The sequence below is a fragment of the Porphyromonas sp. oral taxon 275 genome (genome assembly GCF_018127745.1).
Taxonomy (GTDB): Bacteria; Bacteroidota; Bacteroidia; order Bacteroidales; family Porphyromonadaceae; genus Porphyromonas.
Window position 1 is genome coordinate 2,124,544 of record NZ_CP072333.1, and the last position, 18,554, is coordinate 2,143,097.

Annotated in this window: 16 protein-coding genes and 1 tRNA gene; 11 read left to right on the plus strand and 6 right to left on the minus strand. The window is 61.7% G+C overall.

What is annotated here, in order from left to right:
• Nucleotides 1–177 precede the first annotated feature (177 nt).
• Nucleotides 178–297 (minus strand): helix-turn-helix domain-containing protein, encoded by a 120-nt coding sequence (locus J4862_RS08595; protein ID WP_211788677.1) that lies wholly within the window; start codon nt 295–297, stop codon nt 178–180.
• Nucleotides 298–1,238: 941 nt separating this feature from the next.
• Here J4862_RS08595 and J4862_RS08600 point away from each other — a divergent pair.
• From J4862_RS08600 to deoC, 7 genes are all read left to right on the plus strand, one after another.
• Complete coding sequence (locus J4862_RS08600; protein WP_211788678.1) at nt 1,239–1,739, plus strand: hypothetical protein; 501 nt, start codon at nt 1,239–1,241, stop codon at nt 1,737–1,739.
• A 150-nt stretch (nt 1,740–1,889) separates the two neighbouring features.
• Nucleotides 1,890–2,546 (plus strand): MotA/TolQ/ExbB proton channel family protein, encoded by a 657-nt coding sequence (locus tag J4862_RS08605; protein ID WP_371742412.1) that lies wholly within the window; start codon nt 1,890–1,892, stop codon nt 2,544–2,546.
• Nucleotides 2,547–2,557: 11 nt separating this feature from the next.
• The gene (locus J4862_RS08610; RefSeq protein ID WP_211788679.1) at nt 2,558–2,989 is read left to right on the plus strand and encodes a biopolymer transporter ExbD; all 432 of its coding nucleotides are present in this window, start codon (nt 2,558–2,560) and stop codon (nt 2,987–2,989) included.
• Between the two features lie 7 nt (nt 2,990–2,996).
• Nucleotides 2,997–3,839, plus strand: coding sequence for a TonB family protein (locus J4862_RS08615; protein WP_211788680.1), 843 nt, complete (start codon nt 2,997–2,999; stop codon nt 3,837–3,839).
• A gap of 38 nt (nt 3,840–3,877) precedes the next feature.
• Nucleotides 3,878–4,432, plus strand: a complete 555-nt coding sequence (locus tag J4862_RS08620; protein ID WP_211788681.1) for a DJ-1 family glyoxalase III — start codon at nt 3,878–3,880, stop codon at nt 4,430–4,432.
• The gene (locus J4862_RS08625; protein WP_211788682.1) at nt 4,429–4,770 is read left to right on the plus strand and encodes a nucleotide pyrophosphohydrolase; all 342 of its coding nucleotides are present in this window, start codon (nt 4,429–4,431) and stop codon (nt 4,768–4,770) included. Before J4862_RS08620 ends, J4862_RS08625 begins: the two co-directional genes overlap by 4 nt.
• Nucleotides 4,771–4,830: 60 nt before the next feature.
• The gene (gene deoC / locus J4862_RS08630; protein WP_211788683.1) at nt 4,831–5,706 is read left to right on the plus strand and encodes a deoxyribose-phosphate aldolase; all 876 of its coding nucleotides are present in this window, start codon (nt 4,831–4,833) and stop codon (nt 5,704–5,706) included.
• Between the two features lie 232 nt (nt 5,707–5,938).
• Here deoC and J4862_RS08635 read toward each other — a convergent pair.
• The 4 genes from J4862_RS08635 to J4862_RS08650 all read right to left on the minus strand — a co-directional run bounded on the left by J4862_RS08635 (nt 5,939) and on the right by J4862_RS08650 (nt 9,307).
• Nucleotides 5,939–6,011: transfer RNA gene (locus J4862_RS08635), tRNA-Lys, on the minus strand.
• A 543-nt stretch (nt 6,012–6,554) separates the two neighbouring features.
• Nucleotides 6,555–7,412: an RNA polymerase sigma factor RpoD/SigA gene (locus J4862_RS08640; RefSeq protein WP_211788684.1), complete on the minus strand. Its 858-nt coding sequence runs from the start codon at nt 7,410–7,412 to the stop codon at nt 6,555–6,557.
• A gap of 217 nt (nt 7,413–7,629) precedes the next feature.
• Nucleotides 7,630–8,334, minus strand: coding sequence for an outer membrane beta-barrel protein (locus J4862_RS08645; RefSeq protein ID WP_211788685.1), 705 nt, complete (start codon nt 8,332–8,334; stop codon nt 7,630–7,632).
• Nucleotides 8,335–8,383: 49 nt separating this feature from the next.
• The gene (locus J4862_RS08650) at nt 8,384–9,307 is read right to left on the minus strand and encodes a magnesium transporter CorA family protein (RefSeq protein ID WP_211788686.1); all 924 of its coding nucleotides are present in this window, start codon (nt 9,305–9,307) and stop codon (nt 8,384–8,386) included.
• Between the two features lie 855 nt (nt 9,308–10,162).
• On the opposite strand from J4862_RS08650, the gene J4862_RS08655 reads away from it, so the two are divergent.
• From J4862_RS08655 to J4862_RS08670, 4 genes are all read left to right on the plus strand, one after another.
• Nucleotides 10,163–11,413 (plus strand): U32 family peptidase, encoded by a 1,251-nt coding sequence (locus J4862_RS08655; protein WP_211788687.1) that lies wholly within the window; start codon nt 10,163–10,165, stop codon nt 11,411–11,413.
• A 217-nt stretch (nt 11,414–11,630) separates the two neighbouring features.
• Nucleotides 11,631–12,830: an aminotransferase class I/II-fold pyridoxal phosphate-dependent enzyme gene (locus J4862_RS08660; RefSeq protein ID WP_211788688.1), complete on the plus strand. Its 1,200-nt coding sequence runs from the start codon at nt 11,631–11,633 to the stop codon at nt 12,828–12,830.
• A gap of 131 nt (nt 12,831–12,961) precedes the next feature.
• Nucleotides 12,962–13,906, plus strand: a complete 945-nt coding sequence (locus J4862_RS08665) for an ecotin family protein (protein WP_211788689.1) — start codon at nt 12,962–12,964, stop codon at nt 13,904–13,906.
• 51 nt (nt 13,907–13,957) lie between these two features.
• Nucleotides 13,958–15,808: an LTA synthase family protein gene (locus J4862_RS08670; protein ID WP_211788690.1), complete on the plus strand. Its 1,851-nt coding sequence runs from the start codon at nt 13,958–13,960 to the stop codon at nt 15,806–15,808.
• A 1,196-nt stretch (nt 15,809–17,004) separates the two neighbouring features.
• Here the strand turns inward: J4862_RS08670 and J4862_RS08675 are convergent.
• Entirely contained in the window at nt 17,005–18,513 is a 1,509-nt protein-coding gene (locus tag J4862_RS08675; RefSeq protein WP_211788691.1) for a RagB/SusD family nutrient uptake outer membrane protein, read from the minus strand.
• Nucleotides 18,514–18,554 lie beyond the last annotated feature (41 nt).

The window sequence follows — 18,554 nt, forward strand, 5'->3', positions numbered from 1 at the left end:
AGAGAGGGACTATACCGACGAAGCGTACAGCCCCATTATCACTTTTTAGGCAGTTTTACAAATTTACAAGTGCTAAGATAATACGTATGCTTGAATTATCCAAGCATTTCTCCGATATTTTTTATCCCAGTTGCCTTTACAATCGTTTTCTGGACCTCTTGAAACGCATTATACTTATCAAATAGACTCCCAGCGAGAGATTGCACTTGAGGAAACACCGAGTTTTCCAGCAAGATACTCTTGAGAGATGCCTTTTTCCAGGCGATTTTCCCTCAAAATCTGGAGTAACTCTTTCATATAGTCAAAGTTATAAACGCATCCTAGCTCAACCAATCCGTTTCGTGCAAGTTTGTGCGCCTAATGCAAGAGGTCTTGCATCAGATGCAACATGATGCTATGTCGGGCTGCAATGGGACCAACATAAGATAGGGACTGAGCAGATCTTTTCATCATAAGTGCACGTGAATTTTCCCTAGCTACCCAGGAGACACTGGTGCACGGTGCAAGCCCCCTATATATAGGGCTTGCACCGTGCACCAGACTGTGTAGCAGGGGCCTGAGTAAATGCTTATTATAGAGGAGCTTTGCTTATCGTTCGTTTTTCTATACCTTTGTAACTAGGAAAAGAGAGCTGTTGCGCTTTCAATAGTCCGTCAGAATGGTAGTCAAGAGTCGGTCAAAAAACTGCTACATTTTTGCTACACTACCGATTGACTGGATTAGATAGACATCTGTGATACAACGAGATAAAGGGGAATGGTACATTTCCCTCTCTCTCCGCAGCAAGGGTGTAAACCGACGGCAACGTGGTTTACACCCTTTTCCTATATCTTGAGACTGATATCCCTCGCGGAGCCTCTCCCTATACCTCTGCCGTGCCGCAGCCTATCCCTAGGCGCGGGCGCAGCTGTCGCGCGGGCGACGAGCGAGGGTATAGGGGCTTCCTTTTGGCGAATGATTCCTTACCTTTGCTCCTAGTCCTGAGAGCCGGTTCCGCAGCTTTTGCTCGCAGTGCGTTATGGGGAGGGAACTAGCTCTAGCTGGGGCTGGGGTAGCGCTGCTGCCCGAGCTTGGGCTCGGGCGGCTCCGACCTTGAGCCTGCCACTTCTGCGGGCTGAGCAAGGCTAGCCCTAGCGGGGGACGCATACGAAGGAAGCACTATGATACGATTAGCTACTGCAGCCATCTACAGACGTATAGGCCGACGGATACCCTATGCCAAGCATACGGAGGCCTTGATGCTCCTCTGCAAGGAGGAGCAGGGGCCTGACTATGATGTGGACGGAGGCATCGCTCCAGATGCCGAGTGCCAGATAGCAGAGCTTGTATTGGGCGAGGGGTGGCAGTGCTTTGATCCCTCCTCGCAGGAGTTCTATCCCCACGTCATTACGACCCCTGGTATCTGCGGCGAGCGCTCATTGATGGAGGATCTGAAGGACGAACTCCTAGCGTACCGCATGCTAGAGCGCAAGCAAGCCCTTTTGCAAAAGCACGGGAAGGAGCTGAAGGCGCCCCTCCCCGCCGCCCCCATCCTGCTCCACGCCTACCTCGAGAAGAGCTACACCCAGGAGCTGATCACTGCCCTATGTAGCCGCGGAGGGAGGTTCTTCTTGACGGGCATTGAGTATCCGCAGCCTGTGGGCTTCCTCCTCTTTCCCTCAGAGGACGAGGCCCACTGGATTGAGAGGCTCTCCCCCATGATAGACGAGTTGCGCCTCAAGGACGTTTACTCATTATAGGGCTACCAGCTCGGGCTTATCCCTTAGCTGAGAAGCCCCCTAGGGGCTATCGCCTTGCCCCTGAGGCATTCGCCGAATTCTCAGTATCTTTGCTTGATACTAAAACTATAAATAAGAAACTATCACGTGGATACCACAGCAACAGCCGCACTGGCACAGACGCTGAGCGAGACCGCATCGACTCAGTCGCTCTCCATCCTTGACCTCGCTACCAAGGGCGGGTGGATCATGATCGTACTGCTCGTCCTCAGCCTCCTAGCGGTATACATCTTCGTCAGCAAGTTCATCCAGCTGCGCAAGGCCGGCGAGGAGGATAAGTACTTCGTCCAGCGCATCAAGGACTACGTCGTCGAGGGCAAGACGAGCTCCGCCATCAAGCTCTGTGAGGACACCGACACGCCCTATGCCCGCATGATCCACAAGGGGCTGCTGCGCATCGGCCGCCCTATGTCGGACATCCTGGTGATCGTGGAGAACGTCGGCAACGTTGAGGTCGGCCGCCTAGAGAAGGGTCTCCCCATCCTGGCTACCGTAGCCGCAGGGGCGCCGATGATCGGCTTCCTCGGGACGGTGACGGGGATGGTACGTGCCTTCTTCGATATGGCTAATGCAGGCTCGGGCGGCGTGGACGTCGCGCTGCTCTCGGGCGGGATCTATGAGGCCCTGGTGACGACCGTCGGGGGGCTCGTCGTAGGGATCATCGCCCTCTTTGCCTACAACTACCTCGTGGCCGAGCTCGACAAGGTCGTGGGTAAGATGGAGGCGAAGACCGTCGAATTCATGGACCTGCTGAATGAGGTTCACTAAGGCTGGGTACGATGGGACTCAAGCGTAAGACCAAGGTCTCCGAGACCTACAGCATGGCTTCGATGACGGACGTCATCTTCCTGCTGCTCATCTTCTTCCTCGTCACCAGTACGATCATCGTACCCAATACGATCAAGGTGACGCTGCCTACCTCGGCACCCCAGTCGAGCCCTGAGCAGCCCGCGGCACGCATCACCGTGACGCCCGACCTGCACTACTACCTCGGTATCGACCGTGAGGCCCCCGTCGAGCTGAGCCGCGAGGCCCTCGGCGAGCAGCTGGCGATCTTCGCAGCCGAGCATCCCGAGGCCTACGTCTCCATCCAGGCCGATGAGAGCGTCCCCTACCGCGAGGTCGTAGGCGTCATCAATGCTGCGGCGACCTCCTCGCTGCGTGTGGTGCTTGCTACGCGCGCCGAGACCCCCAGCACCCCTACACGCTAGCCTCCCTATGGATCCTCAGGATAGATCTAGGATACAGCGCCGCGCCCTAGGCCTGGTCATCACCCTCGCGCTACACGGACTGCTCCTGGGGCTGCTGGCCTTCATGATGCTCCGTGTGGAGCGTCCGCAGCCCAAGCCTGTGGAGCTCCTCGTAGCGGTCAACGTGGGTAATGTCCCCCAGGCCTCTGGTGCCGAGGAGCCTGGCGGAGTGCAGACGCCCGAGCCGCAGCGGCAGGAGGTCTCTGCGCCTCCCGTCGTCGAGCCGCGTCCCCAGCCCGTCCAGCCCAAGGTGCGCCCCAAGACGCCTCCCGCCGAGCCCATCAAGACGCAGCAGCACGAGCCCAGCCTCCACGCCGCTGAGGTCGAGGCTCGCAAGGAGGCCGAGCGTCGCGCACGCGCTGAGGCGGAGGCCGCACGCCGTGCTGCAGCCGAGGCTGCCGCTCGTGAGGCCGCCCGCCAGCAGGTGGGGCGCTCCGTGGCAGGTGCCTTCGGCGCCCAGTCAGGCAAGGCTGGCTCACAGGGTACGGCTAGCTCGGGCTCGGGCAACCAAGGGAACCCCAACGGCAGTGCCGGCAGCTACGCGCTAGCAGGCCGCAGCGTGGTCAGCAACGGCGGTGTGCTGGCACGCCCCGCCACGAGCCGAGCTGTCGATGGCGTGGTCCGTGTACGTATCGTCGTCGATGGTGCGGGGCACGTGATGCGTGCTACCGTAGCTCAGGGGACGAACATCGCCGACACGAGCATCCGCAACGCAGCGCTCGCCGCAGCGCGAGCTACGCGCTTCAACGCTGTCGCTGGAGCCGAGGAGCAGGAGGGGATCATCACCTACCGCTTCAAGATCCAGGACTAGCCCTCTTCTCTCTTACTACTTATAGACCCGTATCAACTATGGCTAAGAACATCTATGTCTTCCTGGCCGAGGGCTTCGAGGAGATCGAGGCCGTGACGACCATCGACCTCCTGCGCCGCGCAGGACTCCCCACCCATATCGTCGCCGTCGGGGATAGCCCCCGTGTGACGGGCGCCCATGGCATCGTCGTTCAGGGCGACGTGCTCGTCGACGAGGTCTACAGTGCCGACGTCCAGGCCCTGGTCCTCCCGGGAGGACTGCCTGGGGTGACGAACCTCAAGGCTTCGGCCAAGCTCCAGACGCTGCTCCAGGATGCTGCCCAGGCGGGCAAGTGGCTGGCCGCCATCTGCGCCGCGCCCTCCATCCTTGGCGAGCGGGGCTATCTCGAGGGACGCGAGGCTACGGCTTACCCAGGCTTCGAGCAGTACCTCACGGGCGCTGCAGCACAGCCGCTGGGGGTCGTTCGCTCAGGCAACATCATCACGGGGCGCAGCGCAGGCTCGACCGTTGACTTTGCCCTTGAGCTCATCAAGGCCATCGAGGGAGAGGACAAGGCAGCCGAAGTCGCTCGCGCTATCGTCTACCAGCGATGAGCCTCGAGGAAGCGCAGCGCGCCGTAGATACCTGGATCCAGGAGTACGGCGTCCGCTACTTCTCCCCGCTGACCAATATGGCCATCCTCACCGAGGAGGTCGGGGAGGTCGCTCGCCTCATGGCGCGCCAGTACGGCGACCAGAGCTCCAAGCCCAGCGACGAGGGACGCCAGCTCGGCGATGAGCTAGCCGACGTCCTCTGGGTCGTGCTGTGCCTGGCGAACCAGACGGGGGTGAACCTCACCGAGGCCTTCGCCCGCAATCTGGAGAAGAAGACGCAGCGCGACGCCACACGCCACCACGACAATCCTAAGCTACGCCCCCAGGAGGGCGAATAAGACAAGGGCAGCCCTCCGCACACATGGCGGTGGCTGCCCTACATTCATTAAACTATTACTATGGTAGAGACCAATCACAGCAAGTATCAGGAGGCCTTCGACGCCTTCGCCCCCGCGCTTACGCTCGCCGAGATCGAGCAGCGTGTGGCCAAGATCCTCAGCGAGCGCTACGAGGCCAACAACTGCGCCGAGGTCAAGAAGTTCCTCCACTCCACGATCGACCTGACGACGCTCACGGCACGCGATACCGAGGCCAGCGTCGCCGAGCTGGTAAGCCGTGTCAATGACTTCGAGGGCACGGAGGATATCCCCAGCGTCGCCGCCATCTGCGTCTACCCCAACTTCGTCAAGACCGTGCGTGAGCTGCTGACCGACGAGTCCGTGCAGGTGGCCTGCGTCAGCGGCTGCTTCCCCGCCAGCCAGAGCTTTATCGAGGTCAAGATCGCGGAGACCGCCCTGGCTATCGCAGCGGGCGCAGACGAGATCGACATCGTGCTCAACCTCGGGGCCTTCCTCGCAGGTGACTACAGCGAGGCCGCTACCGAGATCGAGGAGCAGAAGGCGACGGCACGCGATGCGCGCCTCAAGGTCATCCTCGAGACGGGCGCCCTGCGTGAGCCCGAGGCCATCCGTCGTGCTGCTATCCTAGCGCTCTTCGCCGAGGCGGACTTCCTCAAGACCTCGACGGGCAAGGAATATCCTGGGGCTGACCTCGTAGCCGCCTACATCCTCTGCTCGGTGCTGCGCGAGTACCACGAGAAGTATGGCCAGCTGCGTGGGGTGAAGTTCAGCGGCGGCATCCGTACGCCCGAGGATGCGGTGAAGTACTACTGCATCGTCGAGGCCGTGCTGGGCAAGGAGTGGCTGACCAACGAGCTCTTCCGTATCGGCGCCTCCAGCCTCGTCGAGAGCCTCGAGCGCGAGCTCGTCGGCTAGCCTCACCGCCGGCCGCGATCCCTAAGGGCTGCTTCTCCGCCTCCATCCGCAGCATGTAGCCAGCCAAGCACTGCAGCGCGCAGCGTATAAGGCCCGCACCGCCGCGCCCACGTGTAGCATATAGCTAGCCTAGCACCACGACGTGCCACCGTCCGACCGCGGCCTGCCTCGCAGCCCAATAGAAACGACAAGGACCTCTAGGAGCATCGCTCCTAGAGGTCCTTGTCGTTTGTGAACCAGCTGGGGTTCGAACCCAGGACCCCATCCTTAAAAGGGATGTGCTCTACCGACTGAGCTACTAGTTCTACCTTAATTCAAGCCACGTGCTCCCCTTGCGGCGTAGGCGTAACTTGCGAGGGCAAAGATACGTAAAGATTGCCAAAAGCGCAAGCTAGCCCGCCACGAGAGCATGGACTGGGGAAGGCTAGCAGATGACTGATTGCGCTGGGAGGGGCAAGGGTTTAGTCCTTTGTCTATTCGCTTGCTCCGCCCTTGCACCTCCAGCCCTCCAGCTTTAGCTCGCTTCGCAGCCTAACCCCGCGGCTTCGTCCCCCTTATCCCTCAGCCCCGCGGCTGATATCCCTCACGGCTCTGACGGACGTCCCTCACGGGGCTGAGGGATATCGGTCAGGAAGCAGAGGGGTATGCATCAACACTGTGCTCTTTTGGGGTCGTGGCGAAGCAAGTTGTAAGGGAGGGGATGCGTCAGGCCTGCCGTAGCAGGGCTAGGACGCGCTTCGTAGTTATAAAGTGCAAGGCCCCGCAGCTCGTGTCGAGCTACGGGGCCTTGGCCTTAGGGGGGGAGGCGAGCGTCCTTCGGATGGGACGGGCGCCTCGCGGGGATGGGGCTAGAGGTACTGCTTGAGCGCCTCGCAGTTGGTGCCGTGGCGGAGGCTGCGGACACCCTTCTCCTTGATCTGACGGACGCGCTCGCGGGTCAGACCGAACTTCAGGCCGATCTCCTCCAGCGTCATCTCGCCGCCGCCGTGCAGGCCGAAGGCCAGCTTGATGATCTCGGCGTCGCGCTGGGGCAGGCTCGAGAGGACGTGGTCGATCTCGCGGGAGAGGGACTCGCGCATCAGCGCCTGATCGGTCTTGGGCATGTCGTCGCTGCTCATCGTGTCCAGCAGCGTATTGTCCTCGCCCTCGGCCAACGGTGCGTCCACCGAGATGGAGCGGCCAGAGATCTTCAGTACCTCCGAGATCTTCTCCTCGGGGATGTCCAGCTCGACGGAGAGCTCCTCGGGGCTAGGCTTGCGCTGGTGCTCCTGCTCGAAGCGGGCGATGGCCTTGGTGATCTTATTGAGCGTCCCCACCTGGTTGAGCGGGAGACGGACGATACGGGCGTTCTCGGCGATGGCCTGGAGGATAGACTGACGGATCCACCACACAGCGTAGGAGATGAACTTGAAGCCTCGCGTCTCGTCGAACTTCTCCGCCGCCTTGATCAGCCCCAGGTTGCCCTCCTCGATGAGGTCGACGAGCTCAAGGCCTTGGTTCTGGTACTGCTTGGCGACAGAGACGACGAAGCGGAGGTTGGCACGCACCATACGGTCCAGAGCACGGCGGTTCCCCTGCTTGATCTTCTGGGCGAGCTCTACCTCCTGGTCTATGGTCAGTAGTTCCTCACGCCCTATCTCCAGCAGGTAGCGGTCTAGGTCCTCAGTACGGCGGGTGATGGTCGCTGCGATCTTGATCTGTCTCATCGTGTATCTCTATGTCTTATATGTCTTCGTCTAAAGTGGTGGAGGCCCCAGCGCGGGGATAGGTCAGGCTAGCGCCTACCGATTCGCTGGGCTCGAAATAGGCGCAAAGATAACAAATATATGCTACACTGAGATGCTAGCGCTGGGCTTCCTCCGTAGTAGAGACAGCTCGCGCGCGGAGAATGTTCACCGAGCTAAGGCGCTGGTGGAGCCTCGGCTAGAAGAGCGTATAGCCGAGGCTCAGCCACGAGGTCGTGGTGCGCAGGCTCGACCTGCGAGGAGCGTCCTGCCAGATGTTGGTGAGGCCCTGCTCGATGCCGAGGCGTAGGAAGAAGCTCCCCAGCTCGAGCTTCGCCGCTAGGTGTAGGGCGAGGTCTCGCTCCTTGAGGCTGAGGCTCGGGCGCTGCTCCTCGGGGAGCCGGTAGGGATCATAGTCTGCCGTGGCACTCCGCTCGCTGTGGGAGGCGGCGCGGTAGCTGTAGCTGCCGCCGAGGGCGCTATTGTAGGACAGGCCGAGCTCACCGCTCACGCCCGCCCCGACGAAGGGCACTGCTAGGCGCATCCCCACCGCGACGGGGATGCTGAGGTACTGCAGGCGGAGCTGCTCCGTACCCGTGAGCCCCTGCGCCCCGAGCTCCAGCGGACGGCTGCCCCTACGGCTAAGCTCGTTATTAGCTCCGAGCTGCTGATAGTAGAGCCCCGCGGAGATGTAGGTCAAGGGCCCCAGTGAGAGCTCAAGGCCTGCACCCGCCCTTAGCCCTTGGATGCCGCCGAGCGGGCCCGAGCTTCCAGACTGCGTCATACGGAGGTTCGCCGAGCTCATCCCGAGCTCGAGGCTAGGCCGCAGGAAGGGGTTCTGCGCCCCCAGCGGGAGGCTGAGGAGGAGCGCCCCAAGGGCCAGGAGCGTACGTAGGCTGATCATGAGAGGGGGCTCTGAGGCTAAGGGCTACCGTCGGGCCACGAGGCCGCGACTAGAACCACTTGATCTTGCGGAAGAGGAAGAAGGCGATCCCCGAGATCATGACCGAGACGCAGAAAATGAAGAGGAAGGCCCAGTGCCAGTCCCCCAGGTAGACATCAACGTTCATCCCGAAGAAGCTGGAGATCATCGTCGGTATGGTCAGCACGATGGAGATGCTGGTCATACGCTTCATGATGGTATTGACATTGTTGGAGATGATGTTGGCCGAGGCGTCCATCATGCTGGTCACGATGTCGGTGTAGATATTGATGGTGTTGTAGGCCTGCCTTAGCTCGATACTCACGTCCTCGAAGAGGTCGGGGTCGACCTGGCTACTGCGCGAGGTCGTGCGCAGACGCCCCAGCATGGCTTCATTCCCACGGATCGAGGTGCTGAAGTAGACGAGCGATCGTTGCAGGCGCATGATGCGCAGCAGGTCCTCATTACGGATGCTCTGCTCTAGCTCCTTCTCCGCGCGGTTGATCTCGAGGTACATCAGCTTCAGGTACTTCAGGAACCAAACGGCCGAGGAGTAGATCATGCGCGTGATGAACTCCGTGGGGTTGGTGATGGCGATCCCCTTGCGGCGGATGTGATTGACGAAGTCGGGGAGCATCTGCGTGCGGCGGTAGCAGACCGAGACGATGGCCTTGGGGCCCGAGATGATCCCTATAGGCACCGTCTGGTAGGGCATGCCCTGCCCGCCGCCGTCCATGGGGATGCGGAGGATGGTCAGCAGCCAGTCGTCCTCGCGCTCCGCTCGGGGGCGCTCGTCGATATCGGCGATGTCGGAGAGGAATTCGCGGGGGATGCCTAGCTCCTTAGTGAGGAAGAGGAAGTCCTCCTCGTCGGGGCACTCTACATTGACCCAGCACTGGGGCTGGTACTGGCTGATCTCGGGGAGACCGTCCGCTAGGCTCAGGAAGCTCTTCATATACTCGGGGCGAGCCAGCACCTCGTGGCGAAGCGCTGCGCTACTATATATATGTCGTTGGGTGGGGATATAGGGTACAGGGGGATCGTCCGTGGGACGGAGCCCCAGACGGGCTGGGGCGGTGGTCTCTCTGGGCGGGCTGTCCCTACTGGAGCTCGAGCGTGTCGGGGGTCTCTATAGGGTGCAGACGACCAGGAGCAGGCGCATCGTCATGCGCTCATCCGGAGGGAGGGAGTCGTCCATACGCTAGTCTATAGAGTGATACTTGTTCCTTGCGGTCAAGGCGAGCTACCCAGCTCAGAGCCTTGCCTGTTGCGAGGCAAAGGTACGAAAAAGCCCCCAGCCGCCAGCCATCGCCCCCACATGCCGCCGCACCCAGCATACCACTCTAGAGCTGGGCGCGAATTCCTAAGCCCGCGCGTTTCGCCTAAGGCTCCCGCCGAGGTGGGCAAGTAGCTGCCTCCACCCAGCCTCCTAAGGGCGCCTGCGCCAGCTCCTGGTATCCCTCCCTAAGGCCACTCAAGACTGTCTGAGCTGAGCCTCAGCGCGCTGACCGATATCACTCAGCCGTCTGACTGACGAGCCTCATGGTGCTGACTGATGGCACTCGCGGGGCTGAGGGATATCGGTCAGGGAGGCGGCCTCTTGCCTCGGGGGGGCGGAGTGCTTGCGGTAGGCCTTCACACTGGGCTTGGAGGGGCGCTTCGCTGGGGTATAGACGTCCGTTTGGACCGAGCTCCTAGCGCATTGTGGGGTGCGGGGCTATTTAGCTTAGCCTTATGCTTGGGGAGAGGCGGAGGATGGAGGAGTGCGCGCATTGTCTTATCTTTGCAGCTCGACTTTCCCACAGACAGAATGAACAGAAACGAATATGAAATCATGGCGCCTGTCGGCAGCTATGAGTCGCTCATGGCGGCCATAGGTGCGGGCGCTGACTCGGTATACTTCGGCATCGAAGGGCTCAATATGCGCTCCAAGAGCGCCAATAACTTCACCACCGAAGACCTCCACAAGATCGCAGCCATCTGCCGTGAACACGGTGTCAAGAGCTATCTGACGGTCAATACCATTATATATGACGAGGACCTGGAGCTCATGCGTCAGATCATCGACGCAGCCAAGGCGGCTCAGGTCTCCAGCATCATCGCCGCCGACGTGGCCCCGATGCTCTACGCGCGTAGTATAGGTGTGGAGGTGCATCTCTCCACGCAGCTTAATATCACCAACGTCGAGGCGCTGCGCTTCTACGCACAGTTCGCCGACGTCGTCGTCCTGGCGCGCGAGCTCAACATGGATCAGGTGGCTGCCATTCACCGTGCCATCATCGAAGAGCCTATCCTAGGGCCTGGGGGCGCACCGATTCGTATCGAGATGTTCGCCCACGGCGCGCTCTGCATGGCGGTCTCGGGTAAGTGTTACCTAAGCCTCCACGAGCAGGGCAAGAGCGCCAACCGCGGGAGCTGCTCGCAGATCTGCCGGCGCTCCTATGAGGTCAAGGATAAGGAGACGGGCATCGAGCTGGAGGTGGACAACCAGTATATCATGTCCCCCAAGGACCTCAAGACGATCCACTTCCTCAACAAGATGCTGGACTCGGGCGTGCGCGTCCTCAAGATCGAGGGACGTGCGCGTGGGCCCGAGTACGTCGACGCCGTGGTGCGCTCCTATCGAGAGGCGGTGGATGCCTACTGCGCGGGTACCTTCAGCGAGGAGCGCGTAGCCAAGTGGGATGAGCACCTGGGGCAGGTCTTCAACCGCGGCTTCTGGGACGGCTACTACCTGGGGCAGCGCCTCGGGGAATGGACTTCGTCCTATGGCTCGTCGGCGACGAAGCAGAAGGTCTACGTGGCGAAGACCAATAAGTACTTCTCCAAGATCGGCGTCGGAGAGTTCGCCGTGGAGAGTGGTGCGATCCAGGTCGGCGATGAGCTGCTGATCACAGGGCCTACGACGGGCCTCGTTCGCTTCACCGTCGAGGAGCTGCGCGTGGATATGGAGCCCGTCGAGCGTGCCGAGAAAGGGCAGGTCTGCTCCATCGCTGTGCCCGACAAGGTACGCCCTGGGGACCGTGTCTATATCTTCAGTGACAGGACGGTCAAGCAGTAGCAGAGTGAGGGTGAGGGACTCATTTTCCTCAATTTTGTGTACTTTTGTCCGTATTTTATGAAGTGGCTCCAGCGGGTACGTCCGCTGGCTGCCACACCAAAAGTGATTAACAAAGCACGCGCTGTGCAGCCACCTATGTGTATACGGCTGCCCCGCTGCTAGTCCGCTGTGCTGCTGGCCCGAGGGCCGTGGCAGCCGGGCTATCCGGATCTATAGAATGAATCTACTAGAGCAGAAACTATCCAGCTATACGGAGCCACAGAAGGCTCAGGCTGCAGGGATATACCCCTACTTTCGCAAGATAGAGAGCGAGCAGGATACCGAGGTCATCATTGACGGCAAGAAGGTACTTATGTTCGGATCCAACTCCTACCTAGGGCTGACGAACCATCCCGAGGTGAAGGCCGCAGCCCGCGAGGCTGTGGAGAAGTACGGGACAGGCTGTGCAGGCAGCCGCTTCCTCAATGGGACGCTGGACAGCCATATCGCCCTGGAGAAGCGTCTGGCAGAGTTCGCCGGTAAGGAAGATGCCATCATCTTCTCGACGGGCTTCCAGGTGAACCTCGGGGTCATCTCCTGTCTCCTCGGTCGTGAGGACTACATCATCTGGGACTCACTGAACCATGCCTCCATCATCGAGGGTATCCGTCTGTCGCCCGCCAAGAGCCTTCGCTTCAAGCACAACGATATGGCCGCCCTGGAGCGCCGCCTGCAGCAGTGCGACCCCGAGCGTATCAAGCTCATCGTCGTCGACGGTGTCTTCTCTATGGAGGGTGACCTGTGCAACCTGCCCGAGATCTGCCGCCTGGCGGAGCAGTACAAGGCCTCGGTCATGGTCGATGAAGCCCACGGCTTCGGCGTCATGGGTGACCACGGTCGTGGCGTATGTAATTACTTCGGCCTGACGGACAAGGTGGACCTCATCATGGGTACCTTCAGTAAGAGCTTCGCTGCTATCGGTGGCTTCATCGCCGGTAGCAAGACGACGATCAACTACATCCGCCACCACGCCCGCTCCTATATCTTCAGCGCAAGCTGCACGCCTGCTGCGACGGCAGCCGTAGGCAAGAGCCTGGAGATCATGCTGCGTGAGCCAGAGCGAGTCGAGGCGCTGCAGGAGAAGACGCGCTACTGCCTGGAGAAGTTCCGCAAGCTGGGCTTCGAGATCGGGCACACGTCCACACCGATCATCCCCCTCTTCGTGCGCGACAATGAGAAGACCTTCCGCGTGACGGCAGAGCTCTTCCACGAGGGCGTCTTCGTCAATCCCGTAGTGGCGCCCGCCGTCGCTCCCGAGGATACGCTGATCCGCTTCTCGCTGATGGCCACGCACACCTACGAGCAGCTCGACACCGCGATCGAGAAGATCACGGCCGTCTTCCGCCGCCTCGATATCCCCCTTCACCCACAGGCCTAGAGGCAAGGCTCGCCCGAGCTTAGCCAAGGCCTAGAGGCTCCTTAGCCCGAGTACTCCCCACTGTCACAGGAGGGAGTACTCGGGCTTTTATCTATCTTTGCCCTACCCAATCGATTGATCACCGCTAGACTATGGACTATAGATCACAGCCGTTCGTGCTGACGCTGATGGTGCTCCTACTCGTCGTGGCGGGCAGCTGCCGCACGACTCGCGAGGGGCAGGAGGATAAGCTCGACTCCATCCCCGAGCAGGAGCTTCGCTATGACGAGCCTAAGGCCACGCTGCCCGAAGGTATGCACCTGGTGCGCCTGCGTGAGCTCTCGCCCAAGGACGACTACCGCCTCGAGCTCATCCCACTGGTGCGCAACGAGCATCCCGAAGGCCTCTACCGCCTCGAGGGGCGCCTCGTCTCTAGCGACCCCTGGCAGGGGATCAATCACTACAGCTACGAGGGTGCCAGCCAGCCGACCTCGTGCGCGCTGCGCCCCAATGCCCCCGAGACCTTCCGCCGCTATGCCCTGGGCGAACCGCTTCTGCTGCCCCTCTTGGGCAACCAGCAGCTCGTCCTCCAGCCCCGTGATTCCGTCGCCATAGGCCTCCGATACTGGAAGGCCGTCGGTGCCGTCACGGATCTGAAGCCCTCGACCGAACTCGAGCGCCGCGCCCCTAAGGAGGGCTACCGCGCCTATGAGTTCACCGCCCCGCGGCCCCGCCATGAGGACGACCCCGAGGAGTACTATATCGAGCTCATCCCGAGCAAGCGTATGAAGGTGGACTGCAACATCCATCTGCTGCGCGGACGCTTCGAGCTGGAGCGCGACGGCACGCCCGATCACCTCAGCTATACCTTCCTCTCCGATGGGTCGACGATGTCCACGCGCATGGGCTGCCCCGACGGCTCGCTCACCGAGAAGCTCATCCGGCATACGGGCCTCATCGTACTGCGCTGGGCGGGCAGTGGCTTGCAGATCTACGTGCCCGAGGGCTTCGTCATGCGCTACCGCCTCTACCGACCCGATGGGCAGCTGAGCCCCGTCACGCCGCTGCCTAAGTCGAAGCCGCAGCCCAAGCACTAGCCCCAGTCCCTCGCGCGCCGCCGAGGCGCCCGCTTCCCTATCCCCGCTGCCATGCCTCATCGCCTGCTGTACCGCATCCCCCCACGCCTTCGCTATCTCCTCTGCCTCAGTAGTGTGCTGCTCGGGCTCTTCGCGCTGGCGAAGCTCGCCTTCCTCCTCTACACCCGTCCCCCCGCTTCCTCCCTATCGCTCGCCGCGGTGGGACAAGTGCTCGTGCACGGCTTCAGCCTCGATCTGGCGGTGCTGGGCTACCTGCTGGTGCTCCCGCTGCTGCTGGTGGCGGGCTCGCTGCTGAGGCCTGAGGTGGCGGCTAGGCGCCTGCTGCGTCCCTATCACCTCTTCCTGGCGCTTCTCCTCCCACTGATCCTCCTCGTCGACGCGGGGCTCTACCCCTACTGGGGCTTCAAGCTCGACGCGACGATCTTCCAGTACCTCGATCACCCTGCTGCTGCCGCGGCGAGCGTCTCGCTGGGCTTCATCCTCGCGGCGCTGCTCCTGTACCTCGCCCTAGCGCTGGGGCTGTACTGGATGCTCCAGCGCTGCAGTGCGGAGCGCTGGCTGCGGGGGCGGCGCCCAGTGCTTGCAGCCCTCGGCTACCTACTGCTCCTCGCTCCCTCCTTCGTAGCGATACGCGGGGGGCTGGGCAAGTCTACGAGCAATGTAGGCCAAGTCTACTTCAGCCAAGATCCGTGGCTCAACCACGCCGCCGTCAATCCCGTCTTTAGCTTCGTCTCCTCGCTGGCGCATGTCGAGGATCTCGATGCCGAGTACAATGCCTTCGGCGAAGAGGAGCGCGCACGGCTCGTGGCGGGGCTCTATCCTGCGGCGGATGACCCGCTCACCGATACGCTCCTGCGCGTGCAGCGCCCCAATGTGCTGCTGATTATTATGGAGAGCTTCGGTGCGCGCTTCGTCGGGAGCTTCGGGGGGGACGCCGCCGTCTCGCCGCAGCTCGACCGTCTGGCGCGTGAGGGCGTACGCTTCGAGCGCTGCTATGCCAATAGCTACCGCACCGACCGCGGTACGGTCTGCCTGCTCAGTGGCTACCCGAGCTTCCCCCGCCACTCGGTGATGAAGATGCCCGCCCAGCTGCGTAGCCTCTCGGGGATCGCGGCGGAGCTGCAGCGCGTCGGCTATACGACGGACTTCGTCTACGGCGGGGATGCCAACTTCACCAATACCAAGGGCTACCTCCTCGGATCGGGCTACCAGCGTGTGACGGACGTCACGGGGCTCTCCAGCTCGCTCCCGCGCAATAGCTGGGGCGTACATGACGAGGCGACCCTCGACTATGTCTACCAGCAGATCATCTCCCGCCCGAAGGGCAAGCCCTGGCATATCGGCCTGCTGACCCTAAGCAGCCATGAGCCCTGGGACGTGCCCTATCAGCGCCTCGAGGGCAAGGAGCGCAATGCCTTCGCCTACCTGGATGCCCAGCTGGGGCGCTTCGTTGACCGCCTCAGGCAGCGCCCCGAGTGGCAAGACCTGCTCATCATCTGCGTCGCCGACCACGGCTACCACCGAGCCGAGGATGCGGGTTCGCGCCACGGCCTCGCCACCCACCACATCCCCATGCTCTGGCTGGGCGGAGCGCTACGCGGCCCTCGGAGTTTCGACCAACTGATGACGCAGACCGATCTGGCGGCCACGCTGCTGGCGCAGCTGGGCCTCAGCGCCGAGCGCTTTGCCTTCAGCCGCAATGTGCTGGGGACAAGCTATCGCTATCCCTTCGCCTACTATACCTTCAATGACGGCTTCGCCTATATCGACAGTACGGGCTACTCGGTGGTGGACAACGCCACTGGGCAGTGCATCGAGGAGGCGGGCGCGGGAGCCGAACTGCGGCGTGCCCGCGGCCGTGCTTTGCTCCAGACGAGTTATGACGATCTAGCCCGCCGCTAAGGCCGCCCCTTTTCCCCTCCTCATCGTTTAGCGTCCTACAAGGGCGGATACCTCCAGTACAAGCAAGGGGGCGTCGCAGCACTAGGCTACGACGCTCCCTTTCGTTTGGAGGGTCGCCCCTGTAGGGCTCTTGGTTCTTATTCGCTCTGCTCCCCAGGGTTTGGTCGCCCTTGCAGGGCTCTTTGTTTTTTTATTCTCTCCGCTACCCAGGGTTTGGTCGCCCTTGCAGGGCTACGCACCCTGGGCTTTGGAGGGATCGCCCCTATAGGGGCTTTGCTCCCTTGTCTACAGGCTGGAAGGAAGCAAGGCGGGAGTACATCCCCAGCCGCGCTTGGGAGAAAGGTTTAACGGCTGTGCCAGTTGGGGTGCGAGGCAGCTCGTACGCTCCCCGAATATGCTTTATCGTGCTACAGCTCGCCGCTCCGCTAGGAGGGTCGCCCTTGTAGGGCTCTTTGTTTTTTTATTCCCTCCGCTACCCAGGGTTTGGTCGCCCTTGCAGGGCTACGCACCCTGGGCTTTGGAGGGATCGCCCCTATAGGGGCTTTGCTCCCTTGTCTACAAGCTGGGTAGAAGCACGGTAGGAGTACATCCCCAACCGCTCTTGGAAGAAAGGCTTAACGGCTGCCAGTTGGAAGGAAGCAAGGCGGGAGTACCTCCCCAACCGCGCTTGGAAGAAAGGCTTAACGGCTGCCAGCTGGAAGGAAGCAAGGCGGGAGTACCTCCCCAACCGCGCTTGGAAGAAAGGTTTAACGGCTGTGCCAGCCCCAGCGGGGCGACCCAGTCAAAGCCCAGGGTGCGTAGCCCTGCAAGGGCGACCAAACCCTGGGTAGCAGAGCGAATAAGAACCAAGAGCCCTACAGGGGCGACCCTTATCATAGATGGGGCTAAGGCTGCTACGTAGGGGAGGGGGCGTGAGGAATATCGGTGGCTGAGCCTGAGAGATATCAGTCAGCGCGCTGAGGGACGACCATGGCGGACGTGAGGGATATCGGTGACGGTGGCTGAGGGATATCCCTCAGCGGGGCGGGGTAAGACGGTCGCGCTTCGTGCGCCTTACCCTTCGGCTCGCTCCGTCTCGCTTCAAGCAAGACGCGCGCCCGCAGACCTCCGTGGTCTACGGGCGCGCGTCGCTTGGTCGGGGGCTGTCTCTGACGTCTCGCCTCAGCGTGGAGGCAGGCGGAGGAAGCCGCTAGGGCCTACTGGCGGGCCTTGGTGTTATTGGAGAGCTCGGACTGGGGAATAGACAGCGTCAGGCGAGGATCCGTATAGGGGATGGTCTGGTTGGTGAGCTGTGCCGAGCGCGTCGTACGGATCTGATTCTTCTGGAAGCGCTTGAGTACCTGCAGTGCGAAGCCCTCACCCCAGAGCTCGATACGCCACTGGTAGTAGATCTCGTCGAGGAGCTGCGCATCCGTCAGCTGGTCGATATGATCCTCTGCGGCGGCCAGCTTCGCGGGCTCGGTGCGCTCCTTGAGCAGCGCCTTGAGGACGGTCTTCGCAGCGCTCGCATCGCCCTTGCGCGCAGCGGCCTCGCTGGCGATGAGGTAGAGCTCGGCCGTGCGCATGAAGATGATGTCATTGAGCCACTGACGGTCTGCACCGAGCTTGGGCTTGGTCGTGGAGTAGAACTTACCCGTAGGGTAGCCGCGATTGTCGAACCACTTGGCACGTACGTCGTAGCTGGGGATCTGCTCCTGCAGCAGCTGGTTGATCACCTTGGCATCCCCTGCCCAGGCGTAGCTGTAGGTGTAGATGTCCATGTGCCCCCAGAAGCTCTGTAGGCCGCCCGTCGTCTCCTTGGTGATGTCCACGCCCCAGATGAACTCTGAGGTATTGACGTCGCGGAAGCCCGTAGCATCGATCTCGGAGGCGGGGATCAAGGGGTACTGACCCGCGTCGATGACCTTCTTGGCCTCGTCGTAGGCCTCCTGGTAGCGCCCTAGGTCGAGGTAGGCGCGGGCGAGGAAGCCCGTGGCGACCGTGCCGTCGACCTTGGACTTATTGCTACGCGCGGGGTCGCCCGCCTCCTGGAGGGCCTTGCGACCAGCCACGAGATCCTCGAGGATGAGGGTGTAGACCTCCTCGAGCGTCGCCAGGCCACTGGCGGCATCGAGGCTGCGCTCGAGGGTGTAGAGCGGCAGCACGCGCTGGCTCTTGGTCGTGGCGCTGTAGGGCTGGGCGTAGACGTGGGCGAGGTTGAGCAGCGCTGCGGCACGGAGTACCTTAGCCTGCCCCCAGGCCGCCTTGTTGGCCTTGCTGATGGTGCTGGAGAGCTCCTTGTCCGAGCCGAGGCCCTGGAAGAAGCTGTTGGCCGCGCGTACGGTACGGTAGCTGAAGTTCCAGATCTGGGAGTTGGTGTTGCTGTTGGTCGTATTGATCTGCAGCGAGGCCGCGTCCTTGAACCACCCACGGCTCGTGGTCGGCATCTCCATATCCCCCGAGAGGAGGTCTGTGTTGATGTCGAGAGCCTTCTGGGCGAAGTCGTTGTGGTCTCCGTCCTGCGACTGGTTGGGCTCGTAGAAGGTAGCGATGACGGCATTGAGGTAGCCGACACCCACCTGGTCATTCCACTCCGCAGCCTTCTGGATCTGCCCAGGGGAGAAGATCTGCGAGGGCTCCTTCTCGAGGAAACCCTTGCCGCAGGAGCTCAGGAGGCTAGCGCCGAGGGCTAGCAGTACGAGGCTATTCTTAGTCTTCTTGGTCATAGTCTGTTGTCTTCATTAGTCGGTGAGACCTAGTGTCGAGC

What these genes read in the sequence shown, in the direction of transcription:
- J4862_RS08595 (WP_211788677.1), bottom strand. Translation starts at nt 297, where the DNA reads ATGAAAGAGTTACTCCAGATTTTGAGGGAAAATCGCCTGGAAAAAGGC.
- J4862_RS08600 (WP_211788678.1), top strand. Translation starts at nt 1,239, where the DNA reads ATGCTCCTCTGCAAGGAGGAGCAGGGGCCTGACTATGATGTGGACGGA.
- J4862_RS08610 (WP_211788679.1), top strand. Translation starts at nt 2,558, where the DNA reads ATGGGACTCAAGCGTAAGACCAAGGTCTCCGAGACCTACAGCATGGCT.
- J4862_RS08615 (WP_211788680.1), top strand. Translation starts at nt 2,997, where the DNA reads ATGGATCCTCAGGATAGATCTAGGATACAGCGCCGCGCCCTAGGCCTG.
- J4862_RS08620 (WP_211788681.1), top strand. Translation starts at nt 3,878, where the DNA reads ATGGCTAAGAACATCTATGTCTTCCTGGCCGAGGGCTTCGAGGAGATC.
- J4862_RS08625 (WP_211788682.1), top strand. Translation starts at nt 4,429, where the DNA reads ATGAGCCTCGAGGAAGCGCAGCGCGCCGTAGATACCTGGATCCAGGAG.
- deoC (WP_211788683.1), top strand. Translation starts at nt 4,831, where the DNA reads ATGGTAGAGACCAATCACAGCAAGTATCAGGAGGCCTTCGACGCCTTC.
- J4862_RS08640 (WP_211788684.1), bottom strand. Translation starts at nt 7,412, where the DNA reads ATGAGACAGATCAAGATCGCAGCGACCATCACCCGCCGTACTGAGGAC.
- J4862_RS08645 (WP_211788685.1), bottom strand. Translation starts at nt 8,334, where the DNA reads ATGATCAGCCTACGTACGCTCCTGGCCCTTGGGGCGCTCCTCCTCAGC.
- J4862_RS08650 (WP_211788686.1), bottom strand. Translation starts at nt 9,307, where the DNA reads ATGAAGAGCTTCCTGAGCCTAGCGGACGGTCTCCCCGAGATCAGCCAG.
- J4862_RS08655 (WP_211788687.1), top strand. Translation starts at nt 10,163, where the DNA reads ATGAACAGAAACGAATATGAAATCATGGCGCCTGTCGGCAGCTATGAG.
- J4862_RS08660 (WP_211788688.1), top strand. Translation starts at nt 11,631, where the DNA reads ATGAATCTACTAGAGCAGAAACTATCCAGCTATACGGAGCCACAGAAG.
- J4862_RS08665 (WP_211788689.1), top strand. Translation starts at nt 12,962, where the DNA reads ATGGACTATAGATCACAGCCGTTCGTGCTGACGCTGATGGTGCTCCTA.
- J4862_RS08670 (WP_211788690.1), top strand. Translation starts at nt 13,958, where the DNA reads ATGCCTCATCGCCTGCTGTACCGCATCCCCCCACGCCTTCGCTATCTC.
- J4862_RS08675 (WP_211788691.1), bottom strand. Translation starts at nt 18,513, where the DNA reads ATGACCAAGAAGACTAAGAATAGCCTCGTACTGCTAGCCCTCGGCGCT.